At 74.7% G+C, this 25110-nt stretch carries 23 protein-coding genes; 16 read left to right on the top strand and 7 right to left on the bottom strand.

What is annotated here, in order from left to right; genetic code table 11:
• Positions 1-147: 147 nt before the first annotated feature.
• From AC07AL_RS14250 to AC07AL_RS14265, 4 genes are all read left to right on the top strand, one after another.
• A complete protein-coding gene (locus AC07AL_RS14250; RefSeq protein WP_478317566.1) occupies positions 148-726 on the top strand; it encodes an AAA family ATPase in 579 nt (192 codons plus the stop codon).
• A 77-nt stretch (positions 727-803) separates the two neighbouring features.
• On the top strand, positions 804-1784 hold the full coding sequence (locus AC07AL_RS14255) for a zinc metalloprotease (protein WP_363588498.1): 981 nt from the start codon (positions 804-806) through the stop codon (positions 1782-1784).
• 189 nt (positions 1785-1973) lie between these two features.
• Entirely contained in the window at positions 1974-2429 is a 456-nt protein-coding gene (locus AC07AL_RS14260) for a universal stress protein (RefSeq protein ID WP_363588496.1), read from the top strand.
• A gap of 42 nt (positions 2430-2471) precedes the next feature.
• Complete coding sequence (locus tag AC07AL_RS14265; RefSeq protein ID WP_363588494.1) at positions 2472-3329, top strand: DNA-formamidopyrimidine glycosylase family protein; 858 nt, start codon at positions 2472-2474, stop codon at positions 3327-3329.
• Here the strand turns inward: AC07AL_RS14265 and AC07AL_RS14270 are convergent.
• A complete protein-coding gene (locus tag AC07AL_RS14270) occupies positions 3277-3912 on the bottom strand; it encodes a nucleoside/nucleotide kinase family protein (RefSeq protein WP_363588492.1) in 636 nt (211 codons plus the stop codon). The genes AC07AL_RS14265 and AC07AL_RS14270 overlap by 53 nt on opposite strands.
• Before the next feature lie 58 nt (positions 3913-3970).
• A complete protein-coding gene (locus AC07AL_RS14275; RefSeq protein ID WP_478317568.1) occupies positions 3971-5269 on the bottom strand; it encodes an outer membrane protein assembly factor BamB family protein in 1299 nt (432 codons plus the stop codon).
• A 151-nt stretch (positions 5270-5420) separates the two neighbouring features.
• Here AC07AL_RS14275 and AC07AL_RS14280 point away from each other — a divergent pair, with 151 nt between their 5' ends.
• Complete coding sequence (locus AC07AL_RS14280; RefSeq protein WP_478317569.1) at positions 5421-5987, top strand: Uma2 family endonuclease; 567 nt, start codon at positions 5421-5423, stop codon at positions 5985-5987.
• A 12-nt stretch (positions 5988-5999) separates the two neighbouring features.
• Here the strand turns inward: AC07AL_RS14280 and AC07AL_RS14285 are convergent, their stop codons facing one another.
• Positions 6000-6347, bottom strand: coding sequence for a DUF4326 domain-containing protein (locus tag AC07AL_RS14285; RefSeq protein WP_478317570.1), 348 nt, complete (start codon positions 6345-6347; stop codon positions 6000-6002).
• 93 nt (positions 6348-6440) lie between these two features.
• Between AC07AL_RS14285 and AC07AL_RS14290 the strand changes: the two genes are divergently transcribed.
• From AC07AL_RS14290 to AC07AL_RS14335, 10 genes are all read left to right on the top strand, one after another.
• The gene (locus tag AC07AL_RS14290) at positions 6441-9023 is read left to right on the top strand and encodes a SpoIIE family protein phosphatase (RefSeq protein ID WP_363588485.1); all 2583 of its coding nucleotides are present in this window, start codon (positions 6441-6443) and stop codon (positions 9021-9023) included.
• 84 nt (positions 9024-9107) lie between these two features.
• The gene (locus AC07AL_RS14295) at positions 9108-10757 is read left to right on the top strand and encodes a sensor histidine kinase (RefSeq protein WP_363588510.1); all 1650 of its coding nucleotides are present in this window, start codon (positions 9108-9110) and stop codon (positions 10755-10757) included.
• Positions 10758-10870: 113 nt separating this feature from the next.
• Positions 10871-11539, top strand: a complete 669-nt coding sequence (locus tag AC07AL_RS14300; protein WP_363588483.1) for a response regulator transcription factor — start codon at positions 10871-10873, stop codon at positions 11537-11539.
• Between the two features lie 552 nt (positions 11540-12091).
• Positions 12092-12847: a transglycosylase family protein gene (locus AC07AL_RS14305; RefSeq protein WP_363588481.1), complete on the top strand. Its 756-nt coding sequence runs from the start codon at positions 12092-12094 to the stop codon at positions 12845-12847.
• 294 nt (positions 12848-13141) lie between these two features.
• A complete protein-coding gene (locus tag AC07AL_RS14310; RefSeq protein ID WP_478317571.1) occupies positions 13142-13897 on the top strand; it encodes an SDR family NAD(P)-dependent oxidoreductase in 756 nt (251 codons plus the stop codon).
• A 195-nt stretch (positions 13898-14092) separates the two neighbouring features.
• Positions 14093-14695, top strand: coding sequence for a TIGR03086 family metal-binding protein (locus AC07AL_RS14315; protein ID WP_478317572.1), 603 nt, complete (start codon positions 14093-14095; stop codon positions 14693-14695).
• A gap of 161 nt (positions 14696-14856) precedes the next feature.
• Positions 14857-16248: a DUF2079 domain-containing protein gene (locus AC07AL_RS14320; protein ID WP_363630584.1), complete on the top strand. Its 1392-nt coding sequence runs from the start codon at positions 14857-14859 to the stop codon at positions 16246-16248.
• A 93-nt stretch (positions 16249-16341) separates the two neighbouring features.
• Entirely contained in the window at positions 16342-16749 is a 408-nt protein-coding gene (locus tag AC07AL_RS14325; RefSeq protein WP_063350485.1) for a GntR family transcriptional regulator, read from the top strand.
• 31 nt (positions 16750-16780) lie between these two features.
• Positions 16781-17728: an ABC transporter ATP-binding protein gene (locus AC07AL_RS14330; RefSeq protein ID WP_478317573.1), complete on the top strand. Its 948-nt coding sequence runs from the start codon at positions 16781-16783 to the stop codon at positions 17726-17728.
• Positions 17725-18771: a hypothetical protein gene (locus AC07AL_RS14335; protein WP_478317574.1), complete on the top strand. Its 1047-nt coding sequence runs from the start codon at positions 17725-17727 to the stop codon at positions 18769-18771. Before AC07AL_RS14330 ends, AC07AL_RS14335 begins: the two co-directional genes overlap by 4 nt.
• 28 nt (positions 18772-18799) lie before the next feature.
• On the opposite strand, the gene AC07AL_RS14340 is transcribed toward AC07AL_RS14335, so the two are convergent.
• Positions 18800-19963 carry an alpha/beta hydrolase family protein gene (locus AC07AL_RS14340; RefSeq protein WP_363588471.1) on the bottom strand — a complete coding sequence of 388 codons (1164 nt, stop codon included), beginning with the start codon at positions 19961-19963 and terminating at the stop codon, positions 18800-18802.
• 92 nt (positions 19964-20055) lie between these two features.
• The gene (locus AC07AL_RS14345; RefSeq protein ID WP_363588469.1) at positions 20056-21312 is read right to left on the bottom strand and encodes a hypothetical protein; all 1257 of its coding nucleotides are present in this window, start codon (positions 21310-21312) and stop codon (positions 20056-20058) included.
• Positions 21313-21577: 265 nt separating this feature from the next.
• Here AC07AL_RS14345 and AC07AL_RS14350 point away from each other — a divergent pair, with 265 nt between their 5' ends.
• Positions 21578-21970, top strand: a complete 393-nt coding sequence (locus AC07AL_RS14350) for a hypothetical protein (protein WP_363588467.1) — start codon at positions 21578-21580, stop codon at positions 21968-21970.
• Between the two features lie 53 nt (positions 21971-22023).
• Here AC07AL_RS14350 and AC07AL_RS14355 read toward each other — a convergent pair whose 3' ends face one another.
• Entirely contained in the window at positions 22024-22488 is a 465-nt protein-coding gene (locus tag AC07AL_RS14355) for a (2Fe-2S)-binding protein (protein ID WP_363617537.1), read from the bottom strand.
• 29 nt (positions 22489-22517) lie between these two features.
• On the bottom strand, positions 22518-24881 hold the full coding sequence (locus AC07AL_RS14360; protein ID WP_363630583.1) for a xanthine dehydrogenase family protein molybdopterin-binding subunit: 2364 nt from the start codon (positions 24879-24881) through the stop codon (positions 22518-22520).
• Positions 24882-25110 lie beyond the last annotated feature (229 nt).

The raw sequence follows: 25110 nt of genomic DNA on the forward strand, positions 1-25110 counted from the left end.
TTCTTTTTGGGGGAGATCCGTTTCGGAGAAGGGAGGAAAGAGACTAGACCCCCCCCCCCCCCCCACCCCCCCCGCCCCCCCCCCCCCCCCCCCCCCCCCCCCCCGCCCCCTGGACGGGGCCTCGCCGCCGCCCGGCAGGCCTTACGGGTGCAGCCCGGCCTGCACGACCTGCGGGCCGGCCCCGCCCCCGTGGCGTTGCACTACCCCGCCGGCGACCTGCTGGTCGTCTCCGGGCTGCCCGGCAGCGGCAAGAGCACCCTGATGCGCCGCTGCGTGCGCGCCCCGCTGGTCGACTCCCAACTGGTCCGCGAGGAGTACGCGGCCAGGCTGCCCGGCCGCCTCCCGTACGCCCTCTACCGCCCGCTGGCGCGGATCGCGCACTACCGGCGGCTGCGGCGCGCGGTGCTGGCCGGCGGGCCGCTCGCCGTCCACGACTGCGGCTCGCTGTCCTGGGTGCGGTTCTGGCTGACCCGCACCGCCGCCCGGCAGGGCCGCCGGGTGCACCTGCTGCTGTTGGACGCCGAACCGGCCGAGGCGCGGGAGGGCCAGCAGAGCCGGGGGCAGGGCGTCTCCCGCTACGCCTTCCTCCGGCACCGGGCCGCCGTCGACAGGCTGCGGCGCCGGCTCACCGGGGCCGGGCGGCCGCCGGAGGGCTGTGCGTCGGCCGTGGTACTCGACCGGGCCGCCGCGCGCGCCCTGCGGGAGATCGTCTTCGCCGCGTCGTAGTCTCGGCGGGTCCGCGCCGAGCCGGGCGGGCCCGGGGCGCGGCCGACACTCCGTCAACTCCCTTGTCAGGAGCGCAGATGCGCCGTACTGCCCGGGTGCGCTCGCGTGCCCCCCGTCTGTTCCCCTGGGCCGCCGCGCTGGTCGCGGCCACCGGTCTCAGCCAGCTCGCCGCCCCGGCCCCGCACTCCGCCGCCGTGACCGCCGCGGCCGCCGTGACCGCGGCCTGTGCGGGCTCCGACTCCGACGCCGCCGCCCGCAAGCCGGCCGGCGGCCAGGCGGGGCAGGACCCGAACGCCGTCACCGCCGCCGAGGCCCGGGCGATGCAGGCGGACCTCGACGACCGGCTCGCCCAGCTCTCCTCCGCCCACGCCCGGATCGGCGCCCCGACGACGGTGCCGGTCTTCGTCCACGTGATCCACGCCGGTGACGCCGGCCGGCTCGACGGGGGCGTCGTCGCCGCCCAGATCGACCACCTCAACGCGACCTACGGCGGCCAGGGCGACGGCAACACCCCCAGCCAGTTCCACTTCGAGCTGGCCGGCACCGACTACACCGACAACGCCTCCTGGTACGACGGCATCACTCCCGGCTCCGGGGCCGAGGCGGCGATGAAGAGCGCGCTGCGCAAGGGCGACGCGGGCACCCTCAACCTCTACACCGCCAAGCTCGGCCAGTCCCTGCTCGGCTGGTCGACCTTCCCGGGCGCCTTCCGCTCGAACCCCGCCGACGACGGCGTGGTCGTCCTCGACGCCTCCCTGCCCGGCGGCGCCGCCGCCCACTACAACGAGGGCAGCAGCGCCACCCACGAGATCGGCCACTGGCTCGGCCTGTTCCACACCTTCCAGGGCGGCTGCCTGCCCCCGGGCGACTACGTGGACGACACCCCGCCCGAGCGCACCCCCGCCTACGGCTGCCCCGAGGGCCGCCACACCTGCACCGGGCCCGGCCTGGACCCGATCCACAACTTCATGGACTACAGCTACGACTCCTGCATGAGCCAGTTCACCCCTGGCCAGGTCCAGCGGATGGCCGACTCCTGGGCCGCTTACCGGAGTTGAGCCGTCAGGGAGGGGCCGGTGCCCGGGCATCCTCGCAGAACCGCAGAACCGCAGATCGGCCAGGCCTATTGCCATCGATCTGAATGCAAAACGCCGATCACGGCGTGGCAAATATCGACCACACGCCCGATTTGATCTATGTTCGGGGTGTCGGGACCGAGCAGGAACTGAGCGCCAAGGAGTAACGCCATGAGTGCCAACCCCCGGATCGTCGTCGGCGTGGACGGCTCGCCCGCCTCGGAGCAGGCGCTGCGCTGGGCGGTCGACTACGCACGGGCCGTCGGTGGGACCATCACCGCGATCGCCGCCTGGGAGTACCCGGCGTTCTACGGCTGGGCCGCGCCGAGCGTGCCGTCCGCCGAGGTCTTCAACCCCGAGGAACTGGCCGGCAAGACCCTCTCCGACACCGTCGTCAGGGTCGTCGGCGACGACCCGGGCGTGCGGATCAGCGAGAGCGTGATGCCCGGCAACGCCGCCCAGGCCCTGCTGGAGGCCGCCAAGGGCGCCGCGCTGCTCGTCGTCGGCAGCCGCGGCCTCGGCGGCTTCTCCGGCGTGCTGCTCGGCTCGGTCAGCCGCCACCTCACCGAGCACGCGTCCTGCCCGGTCGTCGTCGTCCGGGAGGGCCAGGTGGCCGAGGCCGAGTAGCGCGCCGCCCCGCCGGGCCGCCGCGCGGTGGAGGATGGAGGCATGCCAGAAGGTGACTCCGTCTACCGCGCGGCGGCCCGGCTGCACGAGGCCCTCGCCGGGCAGGTGCTGACCAGCGCCGACCTGCGGGTGCCCGCGCACGCCACCGCCGTCCTCGCCGGCCGCCGGGTGCTGGAGGTCGCCCCGCGCGGCAAGCACCTGCTCACCCGCCTCGAAGGCGGCCTCACCCTGCACACCCACCTGCGGATGGACGGCCGCTGGGAGGTCTACCGGCCTGGCGAGCGCTGGTCCGGCGGCCCCGCCTGGCAGATCCGCGCCGTCCTCGGCACCGAGCGGGGCACCGCCGTCGGCTACCGGCTGCCCGTCGTCGACCTGCTGCGCACCGCCGACGAGCAACGCGCCGTCGGCCACCTCGGCCCCGACCTGCTCGGCCCCGACTGGGACCCGGTGGAGGCCGTCCGCCGGCTGCTCGCCCACCCCGGCCGCCCGCTCGCCGAGGCGCTGCTCGACCAGCGCAACCTCGCCGGCATCGGCAACGTCTACGCCGCCGAACTCTGCTACCTGGCCGGCGTCACCCCGTGGACCGAGGTCGGCCAACTCCCGCGCCCCGACCGGCTGGTGGAGCGGGCCCGGGAGATCCTCGACGCCAACCGGCTGCGCCCCGGCCACGTCACCACCGGCGACACCCGGCGCGGCCACCAGCACTGGGTCTACGGCCGGGCCGGCCGCCCCTGCCCGCGCTGCGGCACCCTCGTGCGGACCGCCCGCCAGGGCACGCCCCCGCAGGACCGGGTGGCGTACTGGTGCCCCTACTGCCAGCGCGGCCCGGCCCCGGCCGGTACGGGTGTCAGGTCCGCTCGACCAGGGCCGGATGACGCGGGTCGTCCACCCGGACGGTGACGTCGGCGGCCTCGGCCGGGCCGGTCTCCGCCTCGTAGCGGGCGAAGGCGGGCAGCGTCCACTGCTGGTCGGCGGGCGTGCGGCGGGCCAGGGCGGTCGGGGTGAGCGCGAGGTGGACGGCCAGCTCCAGCGGCAGCCAGCGGCCGAGCAGCAGCGCGCCGTCCAGCAACAGCACGCCGCCGGGCGGCAGTTCGGCGTACGCGGCGCGGGTCGAGCGGTCCGTCACCGGGTCGCGCAGCGAGGGCAGGACGCGGCCGCTGGCACCGGGCTCCAGCGGGTCCAGTACCTCGCGCAGCAGGGCGCGGTCGTCCAGCCAGAGGTCGTGGAAGGCGTCCGCGTCCTGGTGGCCGTACTCCAGCCGGATCGAGGCCGGGCGCAGGAAGCCCGCCGCCGACACCCGCAGCGCGGGACGGCCGCGCAACCGCAGCGGCTCCACCAGGGCGTCGGCGAGCACGTCGGGGCGGGCGGCGGGCGCGCCGTCCACCGCGACCCGCAGCCACCGGCCGCCGGGGTCGGACAGCGCGGCGATGCGGTCGGCGAGCACGTCGGCCAGCCGGTCGGGGGAGATCGGGTGCACCTGCATCAGGCCATCCTGTCGTGCTGTCGTGCTGTCGTGCCGTCGTGGCTGTCGTGCCGGGCGGTCAGGTGAGCGGGAGGGCGTGCAGGACGTCGTCGTGGCCGACGTAGAGGTGGTTCGCGTCGACGGCGAGCGACCAGACGTCCTTGCCGGGGCCCGAGTCGAGGAACGTCCAGCGCGGCGTGCCGCTCGCGGTGTCGATCGCGCACACCCCGGCGGCCGCCGGGCCGGGGACGAACAGCGTGCCGCCGACCACCAGCGGATGGCTGCGGCGGTCCAGCAGGAACGGCAGCCGGTAGGCCCACTGCCGTGCGCCGGTGACCGCGTCGTGCCCGGTGACCAGGCCGTTGTCGCGGGTCAGGTAGACCCGCGGGCCGTCGGAGACCAGGGCCATCGCCCGCCACGACTCGCCCCGGGCGGGAGAGACCGTCCAGGCCGGCTCGCCGCCGGGGCGCAGCGCACGGACGCCGTCGGCGCCGTCGGGGACGTAGAGGTGCACCGGGCCGCAGACGCACCAGCTCAGGCCGCCGGTGTTGGGGGCCGTCCACAGCTCCCGGCCGTCGGCGGCGTCCCGGACCACCAGCTCGCTGCCGTCGCCCAGGTTGCGCAGGCACGGGAGGCGGCCGCCGGGCGCGGTGACCGGGGTGAACGGCCGCTCGTTGCGGTCGATGGAGAGGTGCCACAGCACCGAGCGGTCCGCGACCCGGACGGCGAAGAGCCGGCCGTTCGGCGTCGAGCTCTCCCGCGACCAGTCCCAGACGTACCCGTACAGGGTGCCGTCGTCGAAGCCGGACAACTGGACGGAGCCCTGTAGGTCGTCGGGCAGCGGCAGGCTCCAGTCGGCGGCGGGGTCGCCGAGGTGGCGGGCGTCCAGGTGGCCCGGGGAGGTGGTGAAGACCCGGTCCGGCCCGAGCACCACCTGGCCCAGCACCTCCAGGTCGCTCGGCCAGTTCCCGCGCGGTGGGTCGACGGTGAGCAGCCGCGCCGCCTCGCCGGTGGCCGGGTCCAGGACCTGGAGCCCGGCCCGGGACAGGAACACCGGCCGGGTCGGCGGGCCGGTCAGCCGCTCCGGGGTCATCGCCTCCGGCCCCCGGTACGTCCACAGCGGGGTCGGCCCGGACAACGCGGTCGGCTGCGGCTTCGGCGGCGGAGCCGGCTGGTCCGCACCCGAACGGCCGAACGCCCACACCGCCGCGCCCGCCGCCAGCACCCCGGCCCCCGCCAGCAGCCCGCGCCGGCTCAGCCGCGGCCCGTCCCCGCCCCCGCCGACCACGTCCACGGGCTCCCGCGCGGCGCCGTCCGCCTCCCCGTCCCACTGCCACGAGGCCTCGCGCACGGGCCCCTCGGACGACGGCGACTGCATACCGGCTCCCACCTCCCCCATGGCGCCCCACGCGCCACCACTCGCCCGGAGGATATCGAACAGCCCCCGAACCACCCGAAACCCCGACCGGGGCGTACTGGGCTGAGGCCCACAGCACAGGCCCGCCCAGCAGCCCCGGGGGAGGTACGGCGTGACGGCCGAGATGATCGCACCCGAGTGGATGCACCGGCAGATCACCAGCGAGCAGTACGACTCCTGGACCGTGGAGCAGTGCGCGGGCATCGAGATCGTCGACGGGACGGTGGTCGTGAGCCCGAGCGCCTCCAAACGGCACAACCGGCTCGCGCGGTTCCTGGCGAACGCCCTGGACGCGGCCGGCGGCGCCGAGTGGAATGCCGACACGGACTTCGACGTCAGGCTCCAGGACGTGCCGCTGAACAACCGTCGCCCGGACGTGGTGGTCTACCGGGCGGACACGATCGACGAGTCGCCCACCAGACCCGCGGACGTGCTGCTGCTCGTCGAGGTCGTACCACCGGGTTCGGAGACCACCGACCGGGTGGTCAAGCCGGGCCAGTACGCCAAGGCGGGCATCCCGTTCCACTGGCGGGTCGAGCAGGTCTCCGGCGGCGTCCCGATCGTCCACACCTACGTGCTGGACGCGGCGAGCGGTTCGTACCGGGTGGGCGAGTTGTTCACCGGTCAGGTCGAGGCCGTGGTGCCGTACGCGGTGGAGGCCGATCTCTCCGGGCTGTGAGGCGCGCGCCCGTCAGTGCTGCGGTGGGTGGTCGGCGAGGTCGGCGAGGTCGGCGAGGACGGCGAGGACGTCGGCGTGGCAGGGGAGCGGGGCGCACCAGCAGCCGAGGCGGTGGCCCCGCAGGGGCGGGACGAGGGCGAGCAGGTCGGGGCGGGCGAGGAGGTAGGCGCGGTAGTCGGCGACCATCTGCTCGCGGGTGAGGTCGGGGCCGGGGCGGTAGGGGCAGTGCAGCGGGGATTCGGACAGGTGCCAGCCGCCGCGGTGCATGGCGCGGCCGACGTAGACGACGTCGGCGCAGGAGGGGTCGTCGCGGTGGCCCTTGAGGTTGACCACGGTGGTGCGGCCGGAGGTGGTCGGCATGCCGTCCATGCTGGCGCAACCGGGGCCGACGGGCATCCGGGGCCCCGGAGGGCTCGCCTTGACACGCCCCGGGGCCCGGCGTAGCAAAAGAGCATGCGCCATCCGCACGCGGGCGGCCGTGACCGGGCGGCGCCGCCCGGCCCGCACCGGCCGCTGGAGCCCCACGCCGCCCCGGCGGCGGCCGAGCGGGACGACCTGCTGGCGGGCGCCGTCCGCCGGGCGCTCGGCGGCACCGGGGCGTACGGGGCGATGGTGTACCTGCGCTCGCGGGACGGCCGCTCGCTGGTGCTCTGCACGATCGCGGGCGTACCGCTGTCGATCATGAGCCCGTTCCGGCGGATCGCCGCCGCCGGCCCGCTGCCCGTCGCCGTCAGCTTCCGCACCGGGCGGACCGTCACCCTGGCCGACACCGAGGACACCATGCGGCGCTTCCCGCAGCTCGCGGTCGGCATGCCGTACGACTTCGCCTCCGCCTGCGTGCCGGTGGCGGGCGGCGAGGAGCGGTTCGGGGTGCTCAGCGTGTTCTGGCCGGCCTCCGACGATGGCGTCCCGGAGGACGCCCCGTCGCGGCTGGCGGAGGTGGCCGAGCGGCTGGCCGCCGGGCTGGCGGGCCTGGCGGCGGCCGGGCACCCCGTGGAGCCGGGCGGCGACGCGGCCGTGGTCGAGCTGCCGCCGCCGTCCGCGCCGACCTGCCGGGTCGGGATGTTCGACTGGAACGTCGCCACCGGGGCGCTGGCCGCCGACGAGCAGTTCCTCGCGATCTTCGGCCTCGAACCCGACGAGTTCGACGGCACGGTGGCCGCCCTCGGCAGCCGGATCGCCCCCGGTGACCTGCCCGAGTTCCGGGCCGCCGCCCGGACCGCCCTGGCCCGGGGCGAGGTGCTGGCGGCCAGGGTCCGGGTGCTCGGGCCGGACGGCCACCCGTACCCGGTGGAGCTCTGGGCGCGGGTGCCCGCGGCGATCTCGGACGGCCGCACCCATCTGGTCGGCGCCGTGCTGGACGCCCGCACCCTCACCGCGGCCGCGGCCGCCGTCGAGCGACTGCGCGAGGGCGTCTTCTCACTCGACCCGGACGGCCGGGTCAGCTACGCCAACCGCGCCACCGAGCCGCTGCTCCAGGCGCGCCGCGAGGACCTGGTCGGCCACCACCTGTGGGACGTGCTGCCCTGGCTCGCCGACCCCTTCTTCGAGAACCGCTACCGGGCCGCCCTGCTCTCCCAGCAGCCCACCGCCTTCCTGGCCGCCCGCCCGCCGGACGGCTGGCTCGCCTTCTCGCTCTACCCCGACACGCACGGCGTCACCGGCCGGGTGGTGGCCGCCGAAGCCCCGCCGGGCGCGGCCGAACCGAGGGCCGCGCCCCCGCCGTCCGCGGCCCGCGGCGCCACCCCGACCGGTGCCCCCGCCGGCATCGGCGGCACCTACCACCTGCTCCAGCTCGCCAGCGCGCTCACCGAGGCGGTCAGCGTGCGCGAGGTCTGCCGGGCCGTGGCCGAGGAGATCCTGCCGGCCTTCGGCGGCCAGGAGCTCGCCATCTACGGGGTGTGCGACAAACACCTGCACCTGATCTCGCAGACCGGCTACCCGGACGGCTTCCTGGACGGTTTCGAGGGCACCCCGGTCGCCGCCCGCATCCCCGGCGCGGAGACGCTCAGCACCGGCACCCCGATCTTCTTCGAATCGGTCCGCGAACTCGCCGCCGCCTACCCCGGCATCGCGCTCGACGACATGGGCGCCTGGGCCTTCCTGCCGCTGATCGCCTCCGGCCACCCCGTCGGCAGCTGCATCCTCGGCTTCGACCGGCCGCGCCCCTTCACCGCGGAGGACCGCGGCCTGCTCACCGCCCTCGGCGGCTTCATCGCCCAGGCCCTGGAACGGGCCCGGCTGTACGACGCCGAGTTCGCCCTGGCCCGCGGCCTCCAGCAGGCGCTGCTGCCGCACCGCCTCCCGGACGTGCCCGGCATCCGGATCGCCGCCCGCTACCTGCCCGGCACCCAGGGCATGGAGATCGGCGGCGACTGGTACGACGCGATCGTCACCGGCGGGGACGTCACCCTGGTGATCGGCGACGTCGAGGGCCACAGCGTCGGCGCGGCCGCCACCATGGGCCAGCTGCGCAGCGCCGTCCGCGCCTTCGCCACCGGCGGCGACCCGCCCGACCAGGTGCTCGCCCGCACCAACCGGCTCCTCCTCGACCTCGACCCCGGACTGCTCGCCAGCTGCTGCCTCGTCCGCCTCACCCCCGCCGACGGCCGCGCCCGGATCGCCCGGGCCGGGCACCTGCCACCGGTGCTGCGCTTCCCGGACGGGTGGGCCGAGGCGCTGTACGTGCCGGGCGGGCCGCTGCTGGGCGTGGAGGAACAGGCCGAGTACCCGGTCAGCGAGCTGCGCCTGGCGCCCGGCACGGTGGTCGCGCTGTACACGGACGGGCTGGTGGAGGATCCGGCGATGGCGATCGACCAGGGGGTGGACCTGCTGCGGGCCGCGCTCGGGCGCGGCGGGGCGCAGGGGCCGGACGGCCTGGAGCTGCTGGCGGAACGGATCCTGCGCGAGGTCGGCTCCTCGCACCGGGTGGACGACGTGGCGCTGCTGCTCATGGCCTTCGGTGAGGACGACTCCACGGGCGTGTCCACGGGCGTGTCCACGGGGGTGCCCACGGAGGTGCCCCGAACGCCGTGAGCGGCGACTTTCGTCGGGGGCGGGGGCGACGAACGGTGGCGGCGGTCGGGTGGCGCGGCCCGATAGCCTCGACGGGTGGATGCGATGGCGCGGGCCTGGAAGAAGGCGGTACGGACGGCGTTTCCCGGGCCCTGGCCGCCCCGGCGAGTGGTGGGCCAGGGCGCGCTGGCCCTGCTGATGGGCGGGGTCGCGGCCCTGCTGGAGGTGGCCGCCGGTGCCGGCCACCCCGTCCTGGTGGGGCTGGGGGTCGCGCTGCTGTGGGTGCTGCGGCCGGCCTTCCCGGCGACCGTGCTGCTGCTCACCTCGGCCGCGGCCGGCTGGGCCGTCGGCCCGATGCTGCTGCTGGTCTGCGCCGGCTGGTCGGCCGGGGCGAGGCTGCGCCGGGTCACCGCGCTGGTCGGCACCTTCGTGCTGAGCTGGGTGCTGTTCATGGTGACCGGGGTGCTGAAGGACGCCGGCTCGGCCTCGCCCAAGCTGATCGTCGGGCTCTCGCTCGGCGGCTTCCTGCTGGTCGCCGTGCTGCCCGCGCTGTGGGGCCGCTACCGGGCCCAGCGCCGCGCCCTGCTGGACGCGCTGCGCGAGCGCAACGACCAGCTGGTGCGCGAGCGGGTCATGGTGGTGCACCAGGCCCGGCTGCGCGAGCGGCACCGGATCGCCCAGGACATGCACGACAGCCTGGGCCACCAGCTGGCGCTGATCTCCGTGCACTCCGGCGCGCTGGAGGTGGACCGTACGCTCAACGACCGGCAGCGCGAGGCGGTCGGGGTGCTGCGGCAGGCGGCGGTCGCGGCGATGCGGGAGCTGCGCGAGGTGGTCGGCGTCCTGCACGACGAGTCGACGGCGGTGCGGCCGGCGACGGACGCGTCCCCGGCCCGGGGCGGGGTGGACGGGATCGAGGGGCTGGTCGACTCCTCGCGGGCGGCCGGGGCGCGGGTCTCCTTCTCCCGGGAGGGCGAGCCGCGTCCGCTGGCCGCCGCGGTGGACCACGCGGCGTATCGGATGGTGCAGGAGGCGCTCACCAACGCGCACAAGCACGCCCCCGGCGCGCCGATCACCGTCGCGCTCCGGTACGAGCCGGACGCGCTGGTGGTGGAGGTGGTCAACCCGTGCGCCCCGGAGCCCGTGGGCGTGCGCGCCGGCGCGGGCCCGGCGGTCAGCGGCGGCCAGGGGCTGACCGGCCTGCGGGAGCGGGCCCGGCTGGTCGGTGGCATGGTGCACGCCGGGCCGACGCCGGACCAGGGGTTCCGGCTGGCCGGCGTGCTGCCGTACGAGGGGGCGGAGGGCACGGGCGACGGGGCCGCGGCGATCGCCGGGGTCGACGACTGGGTGCTGGACGGCCTGCCGCCGGTCGTCGGGGCGGAGGAGGGGCGGCGCAGTCCGGCGATCGGCTGCGCGGTCGGGGTGGGGGCGGTCGGCCTGACCGTGCTGGGGCTGCTGATCTGGGGCGTGGTGGCCTTCGTCCAGGGCACCGACGACGCGACGGTGCCGAAGTCGGTGTACGACGGGCTGGAGACCGGCACGCCCGAGGCCGACGTGCTGCACCGGCTGCCGCCGGGGAACACCTTCTTCACCGACGACTACCGGGGCAGCGGGCCGAAGCCCCCGGAGGGCGCGCACTGCCGCTGGTACCTGTCCGGTGACCTCAGCGACGCCTGGGGCCAGGACAATGTGATGCGGTTCTGCTTCAAGGACGGGGTGCTGGTGGAGAAGGAGCACTACCTCACGAAGTCCTGACCGCCCTGATCGCTCTGACCGTCCTGACCGCTCTGACCGGGTGGGGCGCGGGGTTCGGCCGGATGTGAGGATGGTGTTCCTGCCGCAGCACCGTTCGAGGGGAATGACCAGCCGTGATCCGAGTCCTCGTCGCCGACGACGAGCCGCTCATCCGCGCCGGGATCAGGATGATCCTGGGCTCTGCCGCCGACATCGAGGTGGTCGCCGAGGCCGCCGACGGGCGGGAGGCGCTGGAGCTGGCCCGGGCGCACGGGGTGGACGTGGTGCTGCTGGACATTCAGATGCCGGTGATGGACGGGCTGACGGCGCTCGCGGAGCTGCCGAGGGTCGCACCCGGCGCGCGGGCGCTGATCCTCACCACCTTCGGGGAGCGCGAGAACGTCCTGCGCGCCGTGACCGAGGGCGGCGCCGGATTCCTGCTCAAGGACACGGCGCCGCACGAGCTGATCCAGGCGGTGCGCGCGGCGGCCGGCGGGTACGCCTTCCTGTCCCCGGCCGCCACCCGGCACATCGTCGACTCGCTGGCCTCCGGGCGCAGCGGTTCGGCGGCCGCCCGGGGTGCGGAGGCCCGGCGCCGGCTGGAGGTGCTGACGCCGCGCGAGTTGGAGGTGCTGGCGCTGCTCGGCGAGGGGCTGTCCAACGCGGACGCGGGGGCGCGGATCCACATGAGCGAGGCGACGGTGAAGACGTACGTCAGCCGGATCCTGGCCAAGTTGGGCTGTGAGAACCGGGTGCAGGCGGCGCTGTTGGCGCGGGACGCGGAGCTCGGCGCCCGGGACTGAACGCGTCCGACCGGTCGCGGAGCGTGTCGGGTGTGGCGGATGCCACCAGATGGCCCGACGGAACGGGGAACTCCGGCTTCAGTGGTGACGGTGCGTCAGCTCGTCGTCGCGGTGGGTGGATGGTGTGCTCGGGCTCACAGGTGGACAGAGGTGAAGGGGGGCGTGAAAGTTGATCAGTTGATCTTGAAAATGTGGTCAAACCTGGTCGAACTGGGCGCGGCACCTTGATCAATACCGCCGGTAACAGTCAACTGACCTGCGGAGACCAAGAATTGCTTGCTGCACCCCGAGGTGGCCCGTAGCTTCATTGGCGGTGCAACGAGCACCACCCGGGTTCACCCCGACGCATGGCCCGCCGACCTGACCCCCGGCGCGAGGGCCGTGCCCGCCGACGCGACCAGCTCGAACAGGTCGTCGGCGAGTGGAGGTGGCCGGGGCGGCACGGCGCGTCCCAGACGTGTCCGGCCGCCCGTCGAGCGAGGTGAGCGCGACTATCGGCCCGTCATGGGTCTGGTTCCGCCTGCCCGCCCGGGGCTTGCCGAGAGGACTTATATGACTTCCCGTCACGAGACCGCCGCTGCCACCGACACCACCGCCACCAAGCGCAACCGCGTGCGGATGGCGGTCGTCGCGGGCGCCGCCGTCGCGGCCCTGCCGGTGGCCGGCCTCGTCACGGCCACCTCGGCCTCCGCCGCGCCCACCTCCAGCTGGGACTCCGTCGCCCAGTGCGAGAGCGGCGGCAACTGGAGCATCAGCACCGGCAACGGCTTCTCCGGCGGACTGCAGTTCACCCCCAGCACCTGGAGGGCGTACGGCGGCACCGCCTACGCCCCCCAGGCCCACCAGGCCAGCAAGGCGGAGCAGATCACGGTCGCCGAGAAGGTCCTCGCCTCGCAGGGGCCCGGGGCGTGGCCGGTCTGCTCGGCCAAGGCGGGCCTGAGCAAGGGCGGCGCCCCGGCCGCCGTCGACACCACCGACACCGCACCCTCGAAGCCGGCTGCCAAGCCGGCGCCCAAGGCCAAGACGCCCAAGACCCAGGCGCCGCAGGCCCCGCAGGCGCCGAAGAGCAAGCCGGCGCCGAAGCAGCAGGAGGCGTCGAAGCCGCAGCAGTCGGCCAAGCCGGCGCAGTCGGCGCCGTCCTCGGAGAAGAACACCTCCGGTGGCGGCTACACCGTCAGGAGCGGCGACACGCTGAGCGGCATCGCGGCCAAGTTCGGTACCGACACCGGCAACCTGTACGGCAAGAACGCCCGCACCATCGGTGGCGACCCGGATCTCATCTTCCCGGGCCAGACCCTGACCGTCTGACACCTCCGCACACCCGCGCCGAGCGGCCGCCCCTCCCCGGGGCCGGCCGTTCGGCCCGGCGCGTTTCCGGGGTCGGGTGCGAGAGAGGGCCAGGCACGAGGGGAGGGGGCGTGCGAGCGGGCGTGAGGCCGTGTGCGCGGGCGCTTCGGGAGATAGTTGAAGGTTGAACGCGACGTCTGAATACCGCCGGAGCTTTCCGGCGCCGAGGCCCAGGATCGAGTCATGTCCGAGATCGGAACCGGGGGTTCTGATCGGAACGAGTCGGATCACATCCGAATGAGGAGTTCTGGAGATATGACGATGAACGGTGCGGCGAAGCTCGACGGCAAGGTGGCCCTGGTGACCGGCGGCAGCCGGGGGATCGGGGCGGCGGTCGCGCTACGGCTGGCCGAGGAGGGTGCCGACGTCGCCCTGACCTATCAGGGCGGGGCCGAGCGGGCCGAGGAGGTCGCGGCGAAGATCACCGCGATGGGGCGCCGCGGTTGGGCGGTCCGCGCGGACTGCGCCGACCCGCAGGCGGTGCAGTCCGTGGTCGCGGAGGTCGCGGAGCGGTTCGGGCGGCTGGACGTCCTGGTGAACAACGCGGGCGTCGGTGTCCTCGGCCCGATCGGTGACCTGGCGCTCGACGACGTCGACCGGGTCCTGGAGGTGAACGTCCGGGCGCCGTTCCTGTTCGCCCAGGCCGCCTCCGCGCACCTGGCCGACGGCGGGCGGATCGTCACCATCGGCAGCTGCATCGCCAAGCGGGTCGCCTTCCCCGGCGCCACCGTCTACTCGCTCAGCAAGGCGGCGATGATCGGCCTGACCAAGGCGCTGGCCAGGGAGCTCGGCCCGCGCGGGATCACCGCGAACGTGGTCCACCCCGGCCCGATCGACACCGACATGAACCCGGTGGACGGTGAGGCCGCCGAGCTCCAGAGCAGCCTGACCGCACTCGGCCGCTTCGGCATGGGCGCGGACGTCGCCGCCGCCGTCGCCTACCTGGCGGGCGAGGACGGCCGGTACGTCACGGGCGCGGAGCTCGCGGTGGACGGCGGGTTCGCGGCCTGACAGTTCGGGCCTGACGGTTCAGGCCTGACAGCTCGCGGCACGTCGCAGTACGGAGACCGGCCCGGTGGTGCGACCACCGGGCCGGTGTCGTGGCGGGCGGTCGTCGACGGACGCGTTTACGATCGCCCGGTCCGAGCGGTGCTCCCGACCGCACCCGGCCACGCCGGCGACGCGCTCCCGACCGAGAGGTGTGCCATGACCGCAGCGGAAGACCCGATCGAGCTGCTCGCCCGGGCCCTCGCGCAGACCGCCGGGCTGATCGACGGTGTCGGCGTCGAGCTGGCCGGGCACCCGACGGCCTGCCGCTCCTGGGACGTCGGCGACCTGGTCAGCCATCTGCTGTTCGACCTGCGGCAGTTCACCGTCCGGGCCGGGGGCGGGCAGCCGGACTGGTCGCAGCCCTTCGAGCGGGTGGAGGAGGACTGGCTGCACGCCTTCGAGGCCGGCGCCGAGGAACTGGTCGACGCCTGGCGGGCGGCGGGCGACCTCACCGGCACGCTGGAGGTCCCCGGCGTCGGCGCCCTGCCGGCCCGCTTCCCGGTGGACCAGCAGATCGCCGAATTCGCCGTCCACGACTGGGACTTGGCCCATGCCACCGACCAGTCCACCGAGGGGCTGGACCATGAGGTGGCTCTCGCCGCCCTGGCCTGGGCCCGCGGCGCCCTCACGCCCGGGTACCGCGGCGCCGAGGAGGAGCAGCACGCCTTCGGTCCCGAGGTCGCCGTTCCGGAGGACGCCCCGCCGTACGACCGGCTCGCCGGCTTCTTCGGCCGCGACCCGGAGGCCGTGCGGTCCTGAGTCCCACGGAGCCGGCGGGCTCCGCAGGCTCCACATCACCCGCCTAGCGGACCGCATCCGGGCAGGTCGGAGGCCCGGTCGGCGCGGCCGGACCGGGGTTGACGACGGTGTGCCCTTCCACCACCCTTCCACTAATCGAATAGTGAAAGGGTACTTTGCCGATGCGTCTGTTCCGTCCGCCGCGTCGACCTGCCGTCCTGGCCTGGGGCCTGGCCGCGGGGTTCGCCGCGCTCTACACCTGCGTCGCCGTCAACCGCTACCGGCGCGGCCTGAGCAAGGCCTACGACCTGGGCATCTTCGAGCAGGCCATTCGCGCGTACGCGCACGGGCAGGCGCCGATCGTGCCGCTCAAGGGGCCCGGTTACCACCTGCTCGGGGACCACTTCCACCCGCTGATCGCCGTGCTCGCTCCGGTCTACCGGTTGTTCCCGGGGGCCGTCACCCTGCTGGTCGCCCAGGCGCTGCTGATGGCGCTGGCGGTCGTGCCGCTCACCCGGTGGGCGTACGAGGCGGGCGGGCCGCGGGTCGCCCTGGTGATCGGATGCGTGACCGGGGCGTCCTGGGGGATCGTCCGGGCCGTCAGTGACGACTTCCATGAAATCGCCTTCGCCGTACCGCTGTTGGCCTTCGCAGCCGCCGCGCTCGGTCGGCGCCGCCACCTGGCCGCGGCGCTGTGGTCGCTGCCGCTGCTGCTGGTCAAGGAGGACCTGGGCCTGACCGTGGCCACCTTCGGCCTGCTGATCGCCTGGCGGGCCCGCCAGGGCGGGTGCGGCCGGCGCGGCCCGCTGCCGGGGCTCGTGCTCGCGGGCGTCGGGGTCGCGGCCACCGTGCTCACCGTGACGGTGGTGCTGCCCTCGTTCAACCCGCACGGCGGGTTCGACTACTGGCAGCAGTTGGACGGCGGCGGGCGGCCCTCGCCCTGGTCCCTGGCGGCCCGGATCGGCTGGCCCCCGATCAAGTGGCTGCTGCTCTTCCTGCTCGCCGCCACCGCGGGCTTCCTCGGGCTGCGCTCGCCGCTGGTCCTGCTCTGCGTGCCCACCCTGGGCTGGCGGCTGCTCTCGGCGAACCCGCACTACTGGGGCGTCAGTTACCACTACAGCGCGGTGCTGATGCCGCTGGTGATCGCCGCGCTGGTGGACGCCCTGACCCGCACCGACCCGCGCCGGGCGCGGCACGCGCTCGCCGTCAGCGCCCTGGTGGCGGCCGTGACGGTGCCGGTCTATCCGCTGCACGAGGTGGTGATGCCCGAGGCGTGGCGCACCTCGCCCCGGCTCGCGTACACCCGGGCGCTGCTCGGCTCGATACCCGACGGCGCGGCCGTCGCCGCCTCCAACCGCCTCGCCGCGCAGCTGACCGGCCGGGCCACCGTCACCCTGGTCTGCCAGGCGCCGACCGGGCCGGGGCCCGAGTGGGTGGTCGTGGACCGGACGGACCCGAGCGTGCAGGCCCCGTGTGCGACCGCCGACACCGCCCGGATGCTGGTCGAGTACGAGCAGCTCGGCTACCGGCGGGTCGTCGACCAGGACTCCCTCCTGCTGCTGCGACGGCCCTGATCGTCCGCATCGCCGGGCCCCCGGTCCGGCTTGACCCGGGTGCCGCAGTGGGTCACTATTCCACTATTGGACTAGTGAAAGGTCGAATCGCGTGTGATCGAGTACCGCATCGAGCGGCGCAGCGGCGTCTCCACCTACCAGCAGATCGTTCAGCAGACCAAGCAGGCCTTGCGGCTCGGGCTGCTCCAGCCCGGGGACAAGCTACCGACCGCGCGGGAGGTCGTCGAGCTGACCGCGATCAACCCGAACACCGTGCTGAAGGCCTACCGCGAACTGGAACGCGAGGGCCTGGTCGAGCCCCGGCCGGGGCTCGGCACCTTCGTCCGGCGCTCGCTCGCCCGGCCGGAGGCGGCCGCCGACGGGCCGTTGCGCGCGGACCTGGTCGGCTGGGTGGACCGGGCCCGCGAGGTCGGACTGGAGCGTGAGGACATCGCCGCGCTGATGGCCTCCGTTCTGGAGCAGCGATTCGACACCGGGGTCTCCCCGGAAACACCGAGTTAGAGGACAGTGGGGGGACCGGGTGGACGACCCGATGAACACAGCACCGGCACCGGCAGCGGCGGCGGCGCCGGGGGCTCCGGCGGCGCTCGCGGCCGACGGCCTGGGCAAGCGCTACCGGGGCGAGTGGGCGCTGCGCGACTGCACGTTCGCCGTCCCGGCCGGGCGGATCTGCGGGGTGGCCGGCCCCAACGGTGCGGGCAAGAGCACCCTGCTCGGCATCGCCGCCCGTCTGCTCACCCCCACTGAGGGCGAGCTGCGGGTGTTCGGTGAGCCCGCCACCACCGAGGACCTGCGCGCCCGGGTCGCGTACGTGGCCCAGGACAAGCCGCTCTACCCCGGCTTCACGGTGGCCGAGACCCTGCGGCTCGGCCGGGAGCTGAACCCGTCCTGGGACCAGGACCTCGCTCAACGGGTCATAGATCAGGGCGAGTTGAGGATGAGGGTGAAGATCGGTTCGCTCTCCGGCGGCCAGCGCACCCGGGTCGCCCTGGCGCTCGCCCTCGGCAAGCGCCCCGACCTGCTGCTGCTCGACGAGCCGATGTCCGACCTCGACCCGCTGGCCCGGCACCAGCTGATGGGCACCCTGATGGCCGAGGCCGCCGAGCGCGGCACCACCATCGTGGTCTCCTCGCACATCATCCCCGAGCTGGACGGCGTCATCGACTACCTGCTGCTGGTGCAGTCCGGGCGGATCCGGCTCTGCGGCGACGTGGAGGACCTGCTGGACGGACACCAGCTGCTCACCGGCCCGGCCGGCAGCGCGCTCCCCGAGGGCGTCCTGGTCGAACAGCGCTCCACCGGCCGCCGGATCGACGCGCTGGTCCGCACCGGCGATCCGGTGGACGGCCCGTGGGAGAGCGGCCGGCCGAGCCTGGAGGAGCTGCTGCTCGGCTACCTCCGGACCCCGGCCGGCACCGCCCGGGCCGCCACCGGACCGGGCACGCAGGCCCAGACGACCGAGAACGGGATCGCCGCATGAGCACCAACGTCCTGGCCGACCGCGCCACCACCGCGGCGCCACCGCGCGAGCCGCGGACCGCGCCCCGCCCGGGCGGCCTGATCTGGCTGAGCTGGCGCCAGAGCCGCACCGCGCTCTGGGCGATCGCCGCCCTGGTCGTCACCGCGTCGGCCACCCTGCTGTGGCTGCACTTCTCCCTCCAGCCGCTGATGGCGGATCTGCGCCGGGCCGAGTGCTCCGAGATCGTCAGCTGGTCCAACGCCGGCTGCCAGGGCATGGTCGCGCCCATCACCCGCCGCACCTACCTGTACACGATGTGGCTCCAGCCGGCCCTGGCCGCCGTCCCCCTGCTGATCGGCATGTTCCTCGGCGCCCCGATGCTCGCCCAGGAGTACGAGCGCGGAACCGTCCGCCTCGCCTGGACCCAGTCCGTCAGCCCGCTGCGCTGGCTCACCGCGCGGATCGCCCTGCCCGCACTGGCGGTGCTGACCGCCGGTGCGGTGCTCGCCGTCCTGGCGACCTGGGTGTGGCGCGCGGACATCGGCGGCCGCCCGTTCACCTTCGATCCGCCGTTCCAGGGCCTCACCTACCCCGTCCTCGGGGTGGTGCCGATCGCCTGGTCGCTGTTCGCGCTGGTGCTGGGCCTGCTGGTCGGGCAGCTGCTGCGCCGCACGGTGGCCTCGGTCCTGGCCACCGGCGTGCTGCTGGCGGTCGTCCACGGCCTGCTCCGGTGGAACCGCGCCTCCTTCTACCCGTCGGTCAGGGAGCTGGCCCCGCGAGGTGTTTATTTCGGGCAGCCCAACAACGCGTGGCTGATCGACCGCGGGGTCGTGCTCCAGGACGGCCGGTGGGCCTCGAACGAGTTCTGCTGGGACGGCGATCGGACGAAGGGCTGCGAAGATGCCACGAGCAACTGGATCGAGTACCACCCCGTCGGGCACTTCGTGCCGATCCAGCTCGTCGAGACCGGGATCCTGGTGACGCTCACCGTCGTGGCGCTGACGGTGCTCTTCCTCCGGGTTCGGCGGGACGGCAACTCGCTGCGGGCGACCCGGCGGGCCTGACGTCCGAGGTCGCGGCCCCGGCCGGGCGTCAGTCGCGGCTCCAGCGGAGTTCGACCTCCGGGAAGCGCGGTGACGGGCCGTCGAGGAGGGGCGCGGGGCGGCCTCGGAGGAAGTGGTCGGCGAACGCCCGGGTGTAGGCGCGGGTGAGCGCGGTCGCCCGGGCGGGGGCGATGGTGCCGAGCAGGGCGGCGTAGGTGTCGGCGGGGAGGTGGCCCGGCAGGTTGCCGGGGAGGGCGGCGTGCGGCAGGTCGGTGAAGCTGAGGTGGCCGGCGCCGAAGGTGTGCAACTGCCTCCCCCAGGCGTGCTGGTGGCTGCGCCAGCGCTGCCAGGTCTCGTGGTCGGCGAGGGAGGTGAGCAGGAGGAAGGGCCGGTCCAGGCCGAGGTCAGGAACGGGCGAGCCGAACAGGCCGCCGTCGAGGTTGAGGCCGATCCGGAACCGCTCGTCCTGACGCATCGCCTCGGCGGCAGCCGAGCCGCCCATCGAGTGGCCGAGCGCGCCGATCCGGCCCCCGTCGACGCGGAAACGGTCCTGGCGCTCGGTCAGTTCGGTGGTGACGAAGCGGAGGTCGGCGACCCGGGCGGCGATCTCGCGGCGCTCGGAGGCCTCCCAGTCGGCCGGCTCGTCCTCCAGCACGGTGCGCACCAGCCGGCCGTCCGGGAACTCGACGGCGAGGGCGTCGTAGGTGTGGTCGACCGACGCGACGAGGTAGCCGTGGGCGGCCAGTTCCTCGGCCAGCGCGGTGCAGTTGCTGCGCAAGCCGGTGCGGCCGTGGCCGAGCAGCAGCAGGGGGAGCGGGCCGGGGAGCGCGGGCGCGTCGGTACGGGCGGTGGGGCGGACGGCCGCGATGGTGCCCGGATCCAGCGGCAGGCGCTGATCGATGGCGGCGGCGACCCGGGGCGTGGTGTACGGCGCGCGGGGGCGGCCGGCGGTGGCGCGTGCCGGGTACCAGAGCTGCACCATCAGCTCACGCGGGCCGGCGGCGGGCACGAACGGGTCCGGGCGATCGCGGTCGACCAGGTGCAGGGTGGTCGTGCCGACCGGGCGACCGGTGGTGGGGGCGGGCAGGTCGATGGTGCGCGGCCGGGCGGTCTGAGCGGTATTGGTCTGAGAGGCCTGGGCGGGCCCGGTGGGCAGCAGGGCTGCGGCGCCGCCCAGGCCCGCGAGTGCCAGCAGTGAACGGCGCCTGATCATTCAGCATCCCTCGGTGGTGGGGTGGTTGAGGTGCGGTCAGCCTAAGTGGTCCGGACCGGCCGGGCCAGGGGTTGGCGGAGCGGTGGGGGCGGTCAGCGCAGGACGGCGAGGACGGCGCCCCACTGCGAGGTGGTCTGCCCGGTGGCGGCGCAGTGGTCCGGATCCGTCGCGATCCGGTGGGCGGTGGTGAGGCGGTAGGAGGAGAGCCGCAGGGCGGGCAAGTTGGTCCAACTGGTGCCGAACTCGGGGGCGCTGCCGCTGTTGCTGCCGACCGTGCCCACCAGGAGGTCGCCCGGCGCGCAGGCGGCGGCGTTGGCCGCGGTGGAGAAGGTCGTCCCGCCGGCGTCACCGGAGGCGCGGCCGACCGACCGGACGGCGGAGACGCCGCGGAACTCGTCGACGGCGACGTGGTACTTGCTCGCCCGCGGGTGGGCGACGCGGATCGAGTCCTCCGCGGTCAGCGCGGACGCCCCGAAGGCCGCGAGGATCAGCACCCGGTGCCGGAGCGAGTCGGTGACGTCCCCGACGATCCGGAAGCGGTCGCCCCGGCTGTCGGTGACCGTGACCGCGCCGGGACAGGTGCTGGTCAGCATCATCGTGACCACCAGGGCGTCACCCGGGGTGACGGGGGAGAGCACCGGAAGGACGATCTCGGTACTGGAGACGGCCTGCTGGTCGAAGGCGATCCGAGAGGCCCAGGACGGTGCGCCGTCGTCGGCGGCCGTGCGTGCCGCCGCCGGCCGCGGGCCCGGCGCGGGGCGGGCGGCCGCTTCGGCGGGCGCGGACTCGGTGTCCCCGGACGGGCAGCCGTGTGCGGACGGGGGCTGGGCGTTCGGCGCGCGGAAGCCGACCACGCCGAGCGTGCTGCCGACGCCGAGCGCCACGCCGAGGAGCAGGCAGAACGCGTGGGTCCAGATCCGGCGGCGGCTCCGGCCCGGTGCGGCCGGGGGCTCGGCGGCGGAGGCGGCCGTGCGGTCGGCCCTGGCGTCGGCCGGGGTGTCGGCCGTGGTGTTCGCGGCGACCGGCAGCTCCGAGGGCTCGACCGGTGGGATCGGCGAGGCCGGTGGGGCCGCCCCCTCGTCGGCGGCGGCGGTCCACCGGCGGTGCCACTCGGCCTCGTCGCCGCCGCAGGCCCGGACGTAGGCCCTGGTCGTGGTCCAGGACGGGAGGCGCGAGCCGGAGGCCGCCTCGTGGAGCGTGGTGTGGGAGATGGAGCCGGCGGTCTTCGCCATCGTGCGGAACGAGGGCTGGCCCGCCCCCAGGCGCAGCCGGCGCAGGTCGGCGGCGAGGGCCTCCGCCGCGCTCGGGGCCTGTTCGCTCTCCGCGGGTTGTGACTCCTGTTCCGCCATGGCGTCCCCCTGTTGTCAGATGTCAGATCCAACGGCGACCGGTGTGTGCTTGTCGCGTACGGATCATAGTGACGCGTGGCTGCGGCGTTACGTGATCGACGGACTCCGGTTGGCAGGACGGGGTGTTCGGGGCGGGCGTCGGCCGGTGTCAGGTGTTGTCAGTTTCCGTCAGGCGGTACCGAACACCGTGGGAAGTCGGGTCAGCTGTCCCAGTCGCCGCGGCCAACGGGGCGGCGCAACGGTCCGACCGAACAGGGGAATCGACATGGCCAAGGGCATCCTCAAGAAGATCGGCCGCCGTGGCGCGACCGCGGCGGCCGTGGTGGCGCTGGCCGCTGGCGCGGTGGGCGTCTCGGAGGGCAGCGCGTTCGCCGACGGCTGGTACGCGCTCCGCTACCACGCGAGCGGCCACGGTGTGGGCGTCTACGCGCAGCAGTACTCCTGGACGGCCAAGGTCGCCGGCGACCTGGGGTCGTACACGTGGTCGTCCGACGAGATCTACATCGAGTGCTGGATCAGGGGCGAGGACATCAACAGCCAGGGCAACGTCTGGTACCAGGTGGGCGGGACGAACGGCAACTTCTTCGGACCGGCCTACGTCTACGGCGCGTACGCCGACGGCAACTGGTACTTCCACAACGGCCTGCGGGCGTGCTGACGACCGGCTGAACCCGTCCGCCCCGCCCGCGCCCCGGGCGGGGCGGCGTGCCGTCAGCCGGACACCTGCCGGGCCGCCGCCTGCTTGATGGCCTCGCGGATGCGCGGGTAGCTGCCGCAGCGGCAGATGTTCTGGATCTGGTCGATGTCCGCGTCGGTCGGGTTCGGGGTGCGGCGCAGCAGGGCGACGGCGGTCATGATCTGGCCCGGCTGGCAGAAGCCGCACTGGGCGACGTCGCAGCCGAGCCAGGCCTCCTGGACGGGGTGCAGGGTGTCGCCGTCGGCCAGGCCCTCGATGGTGGTGACGCGGTGGCCCTCGCAGTCCTTGACGGAGCGGGTGCAGGGCTGGAACTCCTCGCCGTCCAGGTGGCTGGTGCAGGCGCGACAGACGCCCACCCCGCAGCCGTACTTGGGGCCGGTGACGCCGAGCTTGTCGCGCAGCACCCAGAGCAGCGGCATGTCGTCCGGGGCCTCGACGGTGACGGGGTGCCCGTTGAGGACGAAGGTGTGGGTGGGCATGGGGTGGTGGAGTTCCTTGGCTGGGGGAGTCAGAAGTTGATCGGGAAGGAGCGCGGGCTGGTGCCGGTCGCGCGCGCGTAGGCGTTGGCGACCGCGGCGGAGGCCGCCGGGACGCCCAGCTCGCCGGCGCCGCCGGGCGCTCCGCTCGGCGGCATGAGGTGGATCTCGACGGCCGGCGGGGTGTGCCGCTGCCGGGCGTACCGGAAGTCGGAGTAACTGCCCTCGCGCACGGCCCCGTTGTCGATGTGGTTGCCGGCTTGCAGGATGACCGAGATGCCGTCGATCAGGGCTCCGGTCAGCTGGGCTTCCAGGCCCCGGGGGTTGATGACCCGGCCGACGTCGGCGGCGATCACGGCCTTGGTGACCCGGGGGTCGGCCGGGTCGGTGGCGTCGAGCTCGACGAGGTAGGCGGCGCACCCGCTGTTCTCGTCGTGGTAGCCGATGCCCTGGGCGTGGCCGGGGGGCATCGGGCGGCCCCAGCCGCCGGCCTTGGCGACGGTGTCGAGGACGGCCCGGCCGACGGCGCTGCGCAGCCGGGCGCGGCGGAACGCGACGGCGTCCTGGCCCATCCGGCGGGCGAGTTCGTCCATCATGATCTCGTCGGCGACCCGGACGGTGCCGGAGTAGACCGACCGCCAGCTGCCGGTGGGAACGTCCAGCGGCACTTCGGCGAGCAGCTGGGTGGGGATGCCGACGTTGTACGGGTTCTTCTCGCTGAGCAGGAAGAAGGCCTGGGCGAGGCTGAGCCCGGCGAGCGAGAGGTTGAAGCCGGCGGCGGTGAGCATCTCGCCGAGGCCGTGCCGGAAGTCGGTCTTGACGGTGGCGACGCGGTGCTCGTAGCTGAGCACCTGGCCGAGCGCGTAGGTGGCCCGGATCCGGTGGTGGCTGGCCGGGCGCATCCGGCCGTGGCGCATGTCGTCGTTGCGCGTCCACATGAGTTTGACCGGTCGGCCCGCGGCCTTGGAGATCTGGGCGGCCTCCAGGGCGGCGTCGAAGAACAGCCGCCGGCCGAACGAGCCGCCGCCGCGCACCACGTGGACGGTCACGGCGTCCTGCGGGAGGCCGAGTTCGGCGGCGATGGCCTGCTGGGCGACGATCGGCGTCTGCGCGGCGAACCACAGCTCGGCCCGGTTCGGCCGTACGTCGGCGATGGCGGTCAGCACCTCCATCGGCGCGTGGTTGACGAAGGCGAAGTCGAATTCGCCGTCCAGGTACTGGGTGAGCAGCGGGGGGATGAGGAACGGCGCGTGGGCGGCGCGCAGTTGGGCGCGGATGTCGGGGGTGGAGAGGTTGGCGACCGGGCCCGGGTTCCAGGAGGTGCGCAGCGCGTCGCGGGCCTTGAGCGCCTGGTCGAAGGTCTCGGCGAGGACGGCGACGCCGCTGGGGATCCGGACCACGCCGAGCACGCCGGGCATGGTGCGGGCGGCCGAGGCGTCCAGGGTCCTGAGCGTGCCGTTGATGGTGGTCGGGCGGGCGACGACGGTGGGGACGGCGCCCGGGATCGCGAGGTCCCCGGCGTACTTGGCGCGGCCGGTGACGATGTCGCGGGCGTCGATCCGGCCGGTGGGCCGGCCGACCAGGCGCAACCGGTCGGCGGTCTTGGGGGAGCTGGACACGGCGGGGAGGGCGACGGCGGCGGCCTCGGTGGCGAGGTCGCCGTAGCCGGCGCGGCGGCCGTCGGGGGCGAGGACGGCGGAGTCGGCGGTGCGCAGGGTGTCTGCCGGAACGTTCCAGCGCCGCGCTGCGGCGGTCACCAGCCGGGCGCGGGCGGCGGCGGCCGCGGCGCGCACCGGGTCGTACAGCGAGCGCACCGAGTTGGAGGCGCCGGTCAGCTGGTTGAAGAGCAGTTCGGGGCGGCCGTCGGAGAGCGGCACGTCCACGTCGCCGATCCGGGCGTCGAGTTCCTCGGCGACGAGCATCGCGATGGCCGTGGTGAGACCCTGGCCGACCTCCAGCCGGGGCAGGTGCAGCAGGGCGCGCCCGGCGGCGGTGAGTTCCAGGACGAGCAGGTGCGAGGTCGGCAGGCCGGCGACGATCAGCGCGTCGCCGAGGTCGAGGATGTCCGGGATGCCGGGCAGGCCGATCAACTGCGAGGGGGCGGCGGCGTCCTGGGCGGCCGCGGCGGCGCGGACGGCGGCCCGCGCGGTGGCGGGCGCGGCGGCGTCGAGGCCGAGCCGGGCGCCGACGGTGAGGGTCGGGGCGGCCAGCAGGTAGGTGAGGAAACGGCGGCGGCGGGTGCCGGCGCCGTCCCGTGCGTCGCCCGGGTGGCCGGTGTCGTCCGAGCGGGCGATGGAGGTGCTGATGGGAAGAGCCCTTCGAGCCGATGACGGCGGCGGATCGGGCGGGCACGGCGGCGTCGGGCCCGGTGCCGGATCGCGAATGCCGTTGAGCATAGGAGGGCGTTACTGACCGGTCAATACGGCAAAACTTGGCCCTTCGGCGGGGTCGGTGACGCCCGAAGGCCGCTGGGCGAGGCGGATTCGGAGCGGGTACGGAGGGCGCGGCGGCGGTACGGCCGGGGCCGGTTCCGGGCCCGCGGGAGGAGCGATTCGCCGCCGTCGTACGGGGGTTCAGCGCTCGCCCGCCGGTGCGGTGGGGCCCGGAAGTGGACCAAGGAGTTCC

It is taken from the genome of Kitasatospora sp. NPDC043949 (genome assembly GCF_056435365.1).